Consider the following 13,379-nt stretch of genomic DNA (forward strand, 5'->3'; position numbering starts at 1 on the left):
ACGGCACTAGCAGCAAGAAGGCGGAATTATTGAAACATAACTTTTTCCCGGATCAAACAAGCTTGACTTGGTAGAAGACCGTATCCCAGTAAAAATTATTTCCTTTCCACACCTCATTCGCCGCCGGGAACTGTACTACACAGGTATGGGGCAAATTATAATCGTCATGCCATAATCTAGCTTCATTCGCATAGTTAACCACAAGCAGCGCGAAATCTCCCTTTACCTTGTCCTGAAGAATCTGTTCCAGCTCGATAATTTCATTCCGTTCACCGCCGACCCTTACAAAGAGGATGGATTTGCTACTCTGCAGACGTTCCAGCATCCGCGTTGTCCTCCTGTCGGTCCTTTCCCTGAATTCAGGATAAGCGGCGGATAAGTCAGCCGGAGTATTATGCTCAATGCTGAAGTCATGAGCCGACACCAACCCATATTCACGGTCCCGGACCAGGTAGTTGACATGATGGTAATCCAGGCCTTCAGCGATCAAATTTTCAGGCTCCATATAACTGTCAAACTCGTTACGTAAAACCTTGTTGATGTGGGACAGCCCGTAGCTGTACATCCAGTCAAACGGACCGCTCTCCTTCCGGAGTCCGGCACGTTTAAGCTGCGTTGCGGTTAGACAAGTACATCCCAGGCTGAACACGGCATCATAAGTTCTCCGCAGTTCCTTAAGGTGCATAACAATCCCACTCCCTTGATAGTTTCTGAGTTAGCTTATGTCCGCTTGGATGGGATCGTATAGGTGGATGAAGTCTGATCTGGCTGGGTCAAGGCGGGTAACCTGTGTAGCGGAAATTTCAAATTCAGGCATTGTTAAAATAACTGGCTCACCGGAGGTGTGCCAGCAGAGTCCATGAATTATTTAACCTCTTTCTCGATGGCAGTCATTCGCTTCTCAAGCGCAGCAATAGTCTCCTTATTCCCGGCGATTAGGGTCAGGAAGTTTGTTCGCATCCGGCTGAAGACCATGGCTGCCTCTTCACGGGTAATCCCCGCTCCCGGCCGCGTGCCGTCAAAATAACCGTTGTCCTGCATTTCTTTCCAAGCTGTCTCCGCCCACTTGCTTACTTGTTCAATATCCCGTTCTGCCACGCTGCCCACATCCCCTTTTGATTTGGAAAATTTGGCCTTCAGCTCTTCAACCGTTCCGGCATATTCATTAAGATCCGGCAGCCCCGACACGCCTGCCACTGCGCGCCCGCCCGCCGGGCGATAACCTCCGGATTGACCGTCGCTGTACTGCCAAAAATCCCAGCGGGACCACGCCGCAACATCCGTCGGCGGCTGTGTACTGTACCGGGCAACCCATAGCGGGTACTTGCCGATAGCCTCCGTGAAATTAGCCGCGAATGAATTCCCGGTGTATACAATCGGCCGGATGCCGGTCAAACGCTCGATTTCCGCCAGGAAGGCAGCGGCAACGGCGCTGATTTGCGCCTTGCTCAGCCCGCTCTTATTGTCCTCGTAATCCATGACCGGCGGCAGGTCCATAACAGCGATGCCACCGGCCGACTGGATGGCCGCATAGAAATTAGCTGCCTCCACCTTCGCTGCCGCCTCGCTCGCCGCATTTACGAAATGGTAAGGACCAACCAGAACTCCGGCCGCCCGGGCTGCCTTGACGTGGCCCGGAAAAGTGCTGTCCTTGTAGGTTGATCCCTCGCTCGCTTTGAGAAAAGCAAAACGGATCCCATCTCCCTTGACCTTCATCCAATCCACTACGCCGTTATGATGCGAAATGTCGATGCCTTGCGCATTATTACTGTTCCTTGCTTGCATAAGGCTCACATCCTTTCATTGATAGTACATGCAGCTTAAACGGCAATGGCTTGGACTAAAGCCGGCTGATTGTTCGTTTCTAACATGAAACAAGAGGGATAGCAGCTATAAATAGCATTTTGGACTCGGGGTCTAATTTTTAGATTGGAAAATAAGGCAGAGGCCGCTGCGCAATTGTCTCTATGCTCGTAAGCAGTTTGCGAAAAAATGTCCTCCCCAAAGATTTTGAGGAGGACATTTTTACTCGAATTATATGCTGATCCTCAACGCTCTCTTGCCTCTCTGGCTTCTTATATAGATCCCCCACATTTTGGAGGATTTTAGAAGTTAGTAGCGAAACTATAGATGAGCAAATTTGCGACTATTCCTTTTTTAATAGTGAGATCCGGATCGATACAACCTCTTGCCCGAATAGCCCAGGATATCCTTGTCACGATCCGTAGTGCACGACGGACGGATGACATATATATACGGATGATAGGGAGCTGTTCGTCTTGGAAGAGGTTATTCTGAGAATCGAAGAACTCCGGTTGGAATTGAACAAATTAGCAACGTATAGATTACTCTCCGATCCGGAGTTAATTGACGCTAGTCAACGATTAGACGAGTTGCTTAACCAGTACCAAAGAATGCTTCAGCTTAGAAACGCATAACAGCAAAAAGGGACCTGCAGCGCATTTGGCTGCAGGTCCTCATATTTTTAGCGGTAACACGGAACTTCAACCGATCCCGATAATATTTGGGTCGGTAACTAGACGAAACCAGATGAAGACTCGGGCACTGTTCAAGCAAGCGACCAGGAAATCGGCGTCGGTGATACAAAGCAAAATGGCCCACCAGCCGAAGCCAGTAGGCATTTTTGAAGCAATCGCGCAGGTACTTCCACCACGTTAAATATAAAACATATAATTATCCGTGTGCGTCTCTTCCTTAAAGGTGATCAGGTTGGATAAGGTCGTGGAGTCCAGCACATCGGCGATGCTGTCGCGGATGCGCAGCCACAGGTCACGCTTGGCCGGGTCATCTTCCTCGGTGAAATCCACCGGAGAAATCGGACCTTCCAGCACGCGGATAATATCTCCGGCTGTGATGCTGTCGGCTTCGCGGGAAAGTACATAACCGCCATAAGCGCCCCGGATGCTCTTGACCAGGCCGGCATTGCGAAGCGGAGCAATAAGCTGCTCCAGGTAATGCTCGGACAAGCCGTTCTTCTCGGCGATGCTCTTCAACGATGTCGGACCTTCGCCGAATCTGGCGGCAAGCTCCATCATAATAGTTAATCCATATCGGCCTTTTGTCGATATTTTCAAAGGGACACCTCTTTCAATATTATAGCTGGGTATAGTATAATTAGTAGTTGGTCAAAACAGTAATATCTAAAAAATCAGCGTATTCCGATGACCGCTCTTGAATTTATGTTAACATATTCGAAGGCTGATTTGAAACAACAAAAGACAATTTTTTTCATTTACGTGTATTTCTCCAGTGGACACTAGGGATCACGTATTTCATATTCTGGAACATAAAGAGGTGACCATGATGGCAAAAGCAATACAAGACACCCGTGTTATCGTGGGCATGTCGGGGGGCGTAGACTCCTCGGTTACCGCGCTCCTGCTGAAGCAGCAGGGCTATGACGTGATCGGGATTTTTATGAAAAATTGGGATGACACTGACGAGTTCGGTGTGTGCACGGCAGAAACCGACGCCGAGGATGTCCGCCGCGTATGCGAGCAGATCGATATCCCTTACTATACCGTAAATTTTGAGAAAGAATACTATGACAAGGTGTTTACTTACTTTCTCGATGAATACAAAGCGGGACGCACGCCGAATCCCGACGTTATGTGCAACCGGGAGATCAAGTTCGGCGAATTTCTGAACAAGGCGCTGCAGCTTGGCGCCGATTATGTCGCAACCGGCCACTATGCGCGCGTTGTGGAAGAGAACGGACAGTACAAGCTGCTTCGCGGTGTGGATGGCAACAAGGACCAAACCTATTTCCTGAATGCGCTGAATCAGGAGCAGTTGTCCAAGGCCATGTTCCCGATCGGCCACCTGCCGAAGCCGGAGGTCCGCCGGATCGCTGAAGAAGCGGGTCTGTACACAGCTAAGAAAAAGGACAGCACGGGTGTCTGCTTCATCGGAGAGCGCAACTTCCGCGAGTTCCTGAGCCAGTATCTTCCCGCCAAATCCGGGAATATGGTGGACATCGCGACAGGCGAAGTCAAAGGCCGTCATGACGGCCTGATGTACTACACGCTCGGTCAGCGCCAGGGCCTCGGCATCGGCGGCTCCGGTACGGGCGAACCGTGGTTCGTCGCCGAGAAGGATCTGGAGAAGAACATCCTGTACGTCGTCCAGGGCGACAAGCACCACAGCCTGTATTCAACCGGCCTGGTCGCCTCTGGCGTGAACTGGATCAGCGGCGATATGCCTTCGGGCGATGCCGTCCGCTGCACTGCCAAGTTCCGCTACCGCCAGCCGGACCAGGGCGTCACGCTGACAAAGCGTGAGGATGGCCTGTTCCATGTCGCTTTCGACGTGCCGCAGAAAGCCATTACGCCCGGACAGGCCGTCGTATTTTATGACGGTGAAATCTGCCTGGGCGGCGGCATTATCGAATACGCCAAGAAGGTTGTGCCGCAGCATCAGTAAACCGAGTTAAGCATAAGACGATAAACATAAGGTGTCCAGCAAGCCGAGAAACACAGCGGCTTGCCGGACACCTTTTTTAGTAATGCGCGATGAAACGGCGGGACAGGCTTGAGCAGACTGAAGCGGAAGCAGGCGGATTGAATCCTGCCGCAAAGTCCGTCTACTGCTCTCTCCGCAGCCCCTGGTTATGCCGGATCTTCGCCTCGTTGCCCTGCTCCGTCGCCTGATAGAACACCCGGCGCGAAATGGCGTCCGGCAAATACTGCTGCTTCACGAAGTGGCCCGGATAATCATGCGGGTATTTGTAGCCTGCATGCCCGAGCTGCGCGGAGCCCTTGTAATGCGTATCCCGCAGATGCAGCGGCACCTCGGCGGATTTCAGCTCCTCGATCGCCGAGGTGGCCCGCGATATCGCCATGTAGACGGCGTTCGACTTCGGGCTCTCCACGGCGAACAGAATCGCCTGGGCGATGTTGAGCCTCGCCTCCGGCCAGCCGTTGTTGCGGTACGCCTCCAGCGCGCTGACCGCCTGTACCATCGCCTGCGGATTCGCCAGGCCGATGTCCTCGCTCGCCGCCGCGATCAGCCGGCGGATGAACACAATGGGGTCCATGCCGAGCTTCTCGACGGCATAGAGGAACCAGAACAGCGCAGCGTCGCTGGAGCCGCGGATGCTCTTGTGGAAGGCGGACAGCACGTCGTACTGCGTCGACTCGTCCGCCTTCACGGTCGGCCGCCGGATGGAATCCTCCGCCACCTCCAGCGTGACGTGAACCGTCCCGCCGCTGTCGGGCGGAGTTGTCATGGCGGCCAGCTCCAGCGCATTCAGCGCGCGGCGAATGTCGCCGTTCGCCATGGTGGCGATGTGCTCAAGCGCGGCATCGTCCACCTGAAGGTCCATAAACCCAAGGCCCTTGTCCTTGTCGGCAAGTGCTCTCTTCATCGCCTCCAGGCTGTGGGTCTTGCCGAGCGCCTCCAGCTGGAACAGCGTGGACCGGCTCATGAGCGCGCCATTCACATAATGGAACGGATTCTCGGTCGTCGCCCCGATGAAAATAATCGTTCCCTTCTCAACAGCCGGCAGCAGCGCATCCTGGCGGGAGCTGTTGAAGCGGTGCACCTCGTCCAGAAACAGGATCGTCTTCGTGCCGTACAGCGATTTGGAGTTCTGTGCGCGCTCAATGACTTCCCTGACATCCTTAACGCTCGCTTCCACTGCGTTCAGGCGGACGAATTCGCCTTTCGTCTGGTGGGAGATAATATGGGCAAGCGTCGTCTTGCCGCAGCCGGGCGGCCCGTACAGCAGAATGGAAGAGACCTGGTCCGCTTCAATAGCCCGGCGAAGAAGCTTTCCTTTGCCCACGATATGCTCCTGTCCGATATATTCATCAAGAGTTTCCGGCCGCATGCGGTCGGCCAAGAGACGCCCGTCACGCGTCTCCTCCTCGAACGAAAACAAATCCATGTCGACACTCCTTGCCAATGCGATATGACTCTATCATACCATTTACGCGGTCAAAGAGCACAGGTGTTCCGATCCTCCCGAAACTCGCATGAAGCATCGTCCGCTTGCGCGGGGAGATGGGTGGATGCGGGTTGAGCGGTTCATGCCGTTCTTCCCATCCATCAGATAGCTCACAGCCTGTTAATGACCATATGCGTAAAAAGAAAGGGAGCATGGCGGCCCTTCGGCTGCACATGCTCCCCATATTGCTAACCCGGTTATATGCCATCCGGCAAGGCCAAGAGATACCAAGAGAAAGCCAAGAGAACCCCAAGAGAACCTTAGGCTAATAACGCCCCTTCTTTACTTGACCTGCCAACCTTCCGCCGCTTCGCTTTCTTCGGCCGCCTTCACGAGATATGAAGGCTGCTGTCCGTTATGCAGCAGCCACAGCTCATGCAGCGCCCGGGTGCAGCCGACATACAGGAGCTTGGCGTCCCATGCCGCCTCACCGTATGAGCTTAAGTCCGCGTCGGCAACGATGGCCGCATCGAATTCGAGCCCTTTGGACAGGTACAGCGGCAGAACCGACAGTCCTCCCTGATACTCGGTCATACTGCCGTCAATCAGGTGAACGTCCTCGAACCGGACAGACAGTTCCGCGAACAGGGCTTCGGCATCTGCCAGCGTCCGCGTCAGCACCGCCACGGTGCGGTAATCGCGGCTGGACAGCTCGGCGAGCGCAGCGGAGATATCCTCCGTCCGGCTTGCTCCGTATTTAAGAAGCCGCACAGGATTGCCGCTTCGGAACACCGGAACGGCCAGCAAATCGCTCTTCACGCCGCCCCTCAGAATCCCATTGGCAAAATCAATGATTTCCATGGTCGACCGGTAGCTTCGCGTCAGTGCATGATACGACGTATGCTCCGGAGCGAACAGCTCCTGCATCTCGCGCCATTCATGCACGCCCTTGTAGGCGTGAATCCCCTGTGATAAATCCCCGAGAATGGTGAATGAATGATTGCGGGCATACAGATCCAGCACAGCAATCTGAAAAGGCGAGAAATCCTGGGCCTCGTCTATGACGATATGGTCGAATTTCTGCACCCCCTCGTCTCCGTTCAACAGATAATGAATGTACAGCAGCGGCGGAAGGTCCTCCTCCAGCACATGCCCCTTCTTGAGCTGCGCGCGCGTCGATTTCATTACGGCGGCCGGAATCTTCTCCGGCTCATCCGCAGGCCAATCGGCGGGCGGCTTCACGGCCCGGAAAATCTGCTTGTAGATCGTCAGCGGATCATATTTGGGCCACTTGCCGGCATACGCCTTCTCCCGCTGCGCGCCCTTCTTCTTGCGGTCCTTCAGCGCCGCGGCGGAAGGGCTCTTCTTCAGCTCCATTTCGATCCACCGATGAATCCGGGCCATCACCCGTTCCTTGCGCTTCGCCGGCGGATACGGAGCGTATTCCTCCTTGTACCAGCGCATAATCATCCGCCGGGGGAGGACGGCGCCTTCCCAGGGCGAGAAATCGCCTTCGGGAACCGCTCCCGACTCCAGCAGCGACACCGCTTCTTCAATAACGCCTATCAGCTTCGTGGAACCCTTGAAGCGCTCCGGCGTCTCCTCAGTAAGGACAGGCATTGCCCCCTTATTCTCGAACCAGCGGTTGAGCGTCTCCATCACGCCGGTGTCCGTCAGCTCAAGGCCCAGCAGCTCTGCGGCCCAGTCCGCGAAAGTGCTCTGCTGGATGTTGCCAACACCAAGCTCCGGCAGCACGTCGGAGATGTAGTCCAGGAACATCCGGTTCGGGGCAAAAATGATCATCCGCTCCGCCGAGACCTGCTCCTTATACTGATACAGCAAAAAAGCGAGCCGGTGCAGCGCGACCGTCGTCTTTCCGCTGCCCGCCACGCCCTGGATGATGAGCGCGGTATTTTTGGCAGCCCGGATAATCCGGTCCTGCTCTTCCTGAATCGTCGACACGATATCCCGCAGCCGGTTATCCTTGTTCTCCCCGAGACGGTAGACAAGGAATTCGTCCGAGACGGCGGGGCCGTCGCTCTCGCGGTCATAGGTGTCGGCCACCCGCTCCAGAATGCGTTTGCGGATGACGACATTTCGTTTCAGATACACCAGGCCCTCGACGATTCCGTCAGGCGACTCGTAGGATGCCGGCTCCGTTCCTCCGGTGAACGAGTAGAACAGGCTGGCTACCGGAGCCCGCCAGTCGATAACAAGCGGACGGTCGGAGGCCTGCTCGCGGTCTGCGCCGATTTTGCCGATATAGAGCGGCTTGCGCTCACCCTGACCGCCTTCCTGAAAATCCAGCCGTCCAAAATACGGCTCCGTCCGAAGTTTCGACAGATTGTTCCTTCTCTGTTCCCTCGAAGCCTCCAGCACCTGCTCGGTGTATTCATGCCCGGTGTATACCGGTGTATTGCGCAGCTTCTCAAGCTGCCGGTCAATCTCTTCAAGCGCGGCGTTCAGCCTTTCCTGTTCCTCTTGATAGGCACTTTGAAACTTGTCCTCCAATTTCAGTTACCTCCTAAAAGTATTACGGGGCATACCCACCCGTCCCTTAAGGCAAAACCGGCTTGTATGTCCGATCAGCAGGGCGCATCCTTACCAGCGGGTTCAGACGCGCTCAAATTCAAAAAGGAGTCTTATTGTATCATAATGGCCAATGGAATGCCAAGAATTCCCGCACAAGCTCCGCAAGGCCCTATAGCAGCGCATGAAGAACGAAATTCGCCAGGAACAGGCCCGCGATTCCGTACAAAGCGGGCGGCACCTCCGCGCCTCTGCGAAGCGCAAGCTTGGCGATCGGATAGGTGATGAAGCCGAAGGCCATTCCGTCGACAATGCTGTATGTGAAGGGAATCATGACCAGGATCAGAAAGGCCGGAAAGGCCTCTGTCGGATCGCTGAAATCCATCACCTGCACATGCTGCATCATGAGGCCGCCGATGATGATCAGAACCGGCGCGATGGCGCTGTCCGGCACGTAGACAAGCGCCGGAATGAACAGGAAGGTCGCGGCGAACATCAGGCCCGCGGCAAGCGAGGTCAGGCCGGAGCGTCCTCCGGCCGCTATTCCCGCGGTCGATTCGGCGGCCGCGACGGCGGGACTGCTGCCCAGGAGTCCGGCAGCGATGTTGACGAGCGAGAGCGCCCGCAGGCTGCTCTTGAAGCGCTCGGGATGCCCGGTCATCGTCGTCTGGGCCGAGATCAGGCCGATGTTCTCGAAGACCACGATCAGCAGCAGGAGAAAGACGGCAATCCAGAATACGAGACTGAGCGTCCCTCCCATATCCAGGCCAAGAAAGACCTGGCCGTAACCTTCAAAGAGATGCCCCGTCCCCGCGTTCTCCCGCCCATGACCGGCGCCAAGCAGATAGGCCAGGAGAGTGCCTGCGAACATGCTGATCAAGAGTCCGCCCCGCGTGCCCCACAGATGCAGCACCAGCGCCAGGACCAGCGTAACGCAGGAGGTGATGACGGCGGGGTCGCTGAAGTGGCCGATCGCGACGAACGTCGTCTTATGGGCGATGACGATGCCGCTTTTTTGCAGGCCGATAAAGGTCAGAAACAGCCCGATCCCGACGGTGATCGCGTGCCGGAGATTGGACGGAATAGCGTCGCTCAGAATGCGGTACAGCGAAGTGAACGCCACCGCCACGAACAACACCCCGGTAACCGATACTACCGCCAGCGCCTCTCTCCAGTCCAGCTTCATGGAATGCACCAGCGTATAGGTGAAAAATGCGTTGATTCCCATGCCGGGCACCACTATAATCGGCGTCTTTCCAACGAACGCCATCAGCAGACAGCCGCATACGGCCGTCAGCAGCGTTGCCACCATCCCCGCCCGCAGCGGCATTCCTGCATCCTGCAGGATAGCCGCGTTGACCATCACGATGTAGACCGATGCAAAATAAGAGATGAGTCCGGCAGCCCACTCTTTTCTCCGTACATATTCGGGCTCCAGGCCGAGGCTGCGGCTCCAAAAGCTGTTGTTCATGTCTGGACACCTCCGTACCATATTGTAAAAGCCAGGCGCCTTATAGTAATAGCCAGACGCAACGGGCGCCATGCTTAACATACGCGCGGCAGTCCCGAACGCCAAAGACACCAGCCGCACCGCAGTCAAAAAGGGCGAGACGCCTCCGACGGCGCTCGCCCCTCCTTGTCCCATCCGGGCCTTGGCCCGCTGTTAGATTGTGACGCCGCCGGCTTCCAGCAGCTCCTTGACGGCGACGCTGACCATAATCAGCCCCGCCACCGGCGGAACGAACGCATTGCTCGCAGGCGGCTGCTTCGCCTTCCGGATATCCGGCGCATTCTCCGGCACGATCTTGTCCGTGACATCCTGGCGCGGCTTGATCGGCTCTTCCGTGGAAAAGACGACCTTCACGCCTTTCTTGATACCGTCTTTACGCAGTTTCTGACGGATGACCCGGGCAATCGGGTCCATCGAGGTCTTGGAAATATCCGCAACCTGAAACTTCGTCGGGTCCATTTTGTTGGCCGCGCCCATGCTTGAAATCATCGGGATTTTGCGGGCCAGACACTGCTTGATCAGATGGATTTTGTAGAAAATCGTATCCGAGGCGTCCAGTACGTAATCCAGCTTGTACTTGAACAACTCCTCGTACGTTTCATCGGTATAGAACATGTTCAGCGCGATCGCTTCGCATCCCGGATTGATCAGCTTGACGCGCTCGACCATGAGATCCGCCTTCTTCTGCCCGATCGTCGTGGTCAGGGCGTGAATCTGGCGGTTGATGTTCGTAATGTCGACCGAATCCTTGTCAATAAGAATGATGCGTCCCACACCGGTTCGGGCTAGAGCTTCGACCGCCATGGAGCCTACGCCGCCTATGCCCAGGACGGCTACGGTGCTATTGTTCAATATATCCAGGCCTTCAGCGCCAATGGCAAGCTCTGTCCGTGAAAATTGATGAAGCATTGTCTGCTAACCTCCCATTTATCCCCTGACGATAAGTTCAACCTCCTGCAAACCCGCTAGCGTTGTTTTAATATACAGTTGATTGTCCTGTTTGTCATAATACCATCCAGAACTCTGCTCCTCAAGCTGGTTCATATCATGAACCTTGGAAATCCGGCTCACCGTTCTTGGAACAAAGGAAAGATGATGGACGGTATAACGTATGGATTTATCGTCTGGCCCCAGGCCGCAAACTTGATAAGCCGCTTTGATCGTAAACAGGCCTTTACTTTCTTCTGTCTGCAGTTGAATGATATTGTAAGCTCCTTGAAGGTACTGATCACTTCTTCCATCGTCCTCATAAAGTGAAAATGAACCTCGAATGTCTGAGCGATGCTCAGCCTCCCTACGAGTCCCGGCCTGATCCAGCCCGCCTTGAGCATACAAGTGAATATCAAGATCACTCCAATTACCTTCACCTGTATGCTGCACTGGCCGCGTCAGAGGAATAATCGCTCCCCCCCTCACATACATCGGCAAAATATCAAGCGGCGCATGCGCTATAATATGAGACCCGCCTTCATAACGAGTTCCATTCCAATAGTCGTACCAGATGCCTTCGGGTAAGTAAACGATCCGGTGCTGCTTTCCTGGCTCACAAATCGGTGCAATAAGTAAATCCTGGCCTAGCAGAAATTGATCGGACAAATGGTACGTATTGAGATCCTCAGGATATTCCAATACAAGCGGCCGCATAATCGGTAGTCCCGAGCAGGTTGACTCGTAAAAAAGAGAATAAAGATAGGGAAGCATCCGATACCTTAAATCAATATACTGCCTGCAAATCTCTTCCACCTCTGAATCAAAAGTCCATGGCTCCTGATCGCGTGTATCGATCGCGCTGTGATTTCTGCAGAACGGAGTAAATGCGCCAAGCTGCGTCCATCGCGCCAACAGCTCCCCTGAAGCATGGTGCATAAATCCACCGATGTCAGATCCACAAAAGGCAATACCGGAAAGACCAAGGTTAAGTCCCATCGAAATCGACAATCTCAGATGATCCCAATAACTGCGGTTATCTCCTGTCCAGACCGCGGCGTAACGCTGTATTCCGGCATACCCGGCTCTCGTTAAGACGAACGGTCTTTCACCCTGAAGCAGCTTCCCCATGCCCTCATAAGTAGCTTGACTCATCAACAAGCCATAAATATTGTGCAATTCACCATGTGTCTTGGGGTTTCCGCCATTGCGGTGAACCACGCTCTCATCTATCGTTTTCGTCGGGGAATTAAAAACACTAGGCTCATTCATGTCGTTCCATATTCCGCTGATTCCGTAGTTAACGTAAAATTGATGTAGGGCGCCCCACCATTCACGAGTAGATTCATCCGTAAAATCAGGGAATACGCTTGGTCCCGGCCACACATCACCGACATACGGATTGCCGCCCGGTGTCTGGCAAAAGCGCCCATCACTAATGCCCTGTTCGTATACCGCATATCCAGCCTGAACTTTTACCCCGGGGTCAACGATCGGAACGATACGGAAGCCCAACTCCTTGAGCTCCTTCATCATGCCCGCCGGATCAGGGAACCTTTCCTCATCAAAAGTAAATACCTTATATTCTTTCATATAGTGAATATCCAGGTAAATAACATCACAAGGAATGACCTTGTTTCTAAAATGATGCGCAAGCGTAATCACTTCCTCCTGATTCATATAACTGAATCTGGACTGCTGGTAGCCGAGGGACCACAGCGGAGGAAGGGGCATTTTACCCGTTAAAATCGAATAACGCGCGACAACATCCTTAAGCTTCGGGCCCGTAATGACATATAAATCCATCTCTCGATTAGCCGTTTCAATAGAATAGCTGTCTGACGATTCACGCAAATCCACTACGGTTCTGCCCGGATAATCAATAAACAATCCAAAGGAATGACGGACCGAATGGTGAATCAGCAGCGGGATAGATTGATATAGGGACTCCGTATCCGGCACATGCGGGTCAAACACATCGGAATTCCACATCGTGTATCTTTCACCGCGTTTATTCAAGTATCCCGTAGTCTCTCCCAGGCCGTATATGACTGCTCCGTCGTCCATGCTTCCCTGGCATCGCATAGCTATATCGGAGAAGGATAGCTTGTAAGTTCCGCACAGGATGTCTTGCGCCGCCTTCACTGTGAATGACATATCGTATTTATTAACAACGAGGACTATATTCCCTCCTGTAATCTCCAACTCATTGTCCGTCTCAGAGACCTTCCAGCCTTCAAGCGGCTCATACGATAAAATTGCCTTTGAAGGCTCTATCATGACAGAGCTTCCAGCCAGCGATCCGGAAATCCGCACAATATCCGGAGTAACCATGCGTACGGTAATACTCGACTGTTTGCCGTATATCACTACATGTGTATCTTCACGCTCATAGTCTACAAATGGACCTATATCACGAAAGTTCGAAGCATATCCGCTTTCTATTTGATCCGGGTGAATTTCCTCACTTGTATGCATGATGGTTCACCACTCCTATTTTCTATT

At 54.0% G+C, this 13,379-nt stretch carries 10 protein-coding genes; 2 read left to right on the forward strand and 8 right to left on the reverse strand.

Annotation, left to right across the window (positions count from 1 at the left end; genetic code table 11):
* Positions 1-52: 52 nt before the first annotated feature.
* Together PSTEL_RS19410 and PSTEL_RS19415 are read right to left on the reverse strand one after the other, a co-directional pair.
* A complete protein-coding gene (locus tag PSTEL_RS19410; RefSeq protein ID WP_038697887.1) occupies positions 53-685 on the reverse strand; it encodes a DUF1796 family putative cysteine peptidase in 633 nt (210 codons plus the stop codon).
* A 179-nt stretch (positions 686-864) separates the two neighbouring features.
* A complete protein-coding gene (locus PSTEL_RS19415; protein WP_052098701.1) occupies positions 865-1,785 on the reverse strand; it encodes a glycoside hydrolase family 25 protein in 921 nt (306 codons plus the stop codon).
* Positions 1,786-2,279: 494 nt separating this feature from the next.
* Here PSTEL_RS19415 and PSTEL_RS27185 point away from each other — a divergent pair, with 494 nt between their 5' ends.
* Complete coding sequence (locus PSTEL_RS27185; protein ID WP_084065192.1) at positions 2,280-2,438, forward strand: aspartyl-phosphate phosphatase Spo0E family protein; 159 nt, start codon at positions 2,280-2,282, stop codon at positions 2,436-2,438.
* Positions 2,439-2,675: 237 nt separating this feature from the next.
* On the opposite strand, the gene cymR is transcribed toward PSTEL_RS27185, so the two are convergent.
* The gene (gene cymR, locus PSTEL_RS19420; protein WP_038697889.1) at positions 2,676-3,095 is read right to left on the reverse strand and encodes a cysteine metabolism transcriptional regulator CymR; all 420 of its coding nucleotides are present in this window, start codon (positions 3,093-3,095) and stop codon (positions 2,676-2,678) included.
* Between the two features lie 229 nt (positions 3,096-3,324).
* Between cymR and mnmA the strand changes: the two genes are divergently transcribed.
* Entirely contained in the window at positions 3,325-4,443 is a 1,119-nt protein-coding gene (gene mnmA, locus PSTEL_RS19425; protein WP_038697891.1) for a tRNA 2-thiouridine(34) synthase MnmA, read from the forward strand.
* Between the two features lie 160 nt (positions 4,444-4,603).
* Here mnmA and PSTEL_RS19430 read toward each other — a convergent pair whose 3' ends face one another.
* The 5 genes from PSTEL_RS19430 to PSTEL_RS19450 all read right to left on the reverse strand — a co-directional run bounded on the left by PSTEL_RS19430 (position 4,604) and on the right by PSTEL_RS19450 (position 13,352).
* Positions 4,604-5,908: a replication-associated recombination protein A gene (locus PSTEL_RS19430; protein ID WP_038697893.1), complete on the reverse strand. Its 1,305-nt coding sequence runs from the start codon at positions 5,906-5,908 to the stop codon at positions 4,604-4,606.
* 342 nt (positions 5,909-6,250) lie between these two features.
* Positions 6,251-8,419, reverse strand: coding sequence for a HelD family protein (locus PSTEL_RS19435; RefSeq protein ID WP_038697895.1), 2,169 nt, complete (start codon positions 8,417-8,419; stop codon positions 6,251-6,253).
* 190 nt (positions 8,420-8,609) lie between these two features.
* A complete protein-coding gene (locus PSTEL_RS19440) occupies positions 8,610-9,908 on the reverse strand; it encodes an NCS2 family permease (protein ID WP_038697897.1) in 1,299 nt (432 codons plus the stop codon).
* Positions 9,909-10,100: 192 nt separating this feature from the next.
* Positions 10,101-10,856, reverse strand: a complete 756-nt coding sequence (locus tag PSTEL_RS19445) for a tRNA threonylcarbamoyladenosine dehydratase (RefSeq protein WP_038697899.1) — start codon at positions 10,854-10,856, stop codon at positions 10,101-10,103.
* 18 nt (positions 10,857-10,874) lie between these two features.
* Positions 10,875-13,352 carry a glycoside hydrolase family 31 protein gene (locus tag PSTEL_RS19450; protein ID WP_038697901.1) on the reverse strand — a complete coding sequence of 826 codons (2,478 nt, stop codon included), beginning with the start codon at positions 13,350-13,352 and terminating at the stop codon, positions 10,875-10,877.
* Positions 13,353-13,379: the final 27 nt, after the last annotated feature.

The sequence above is a fragment of the Paenibacillus stellifer genome, from assembly GCF_000758685.1.
Taxonomy (GTDB): Bacteria; Bacillota; Bacilli; order Paenibacillales; family Paenibacillaceae; genus Paenibacillus_AQ; species Paenibacillus_AQ stellifer.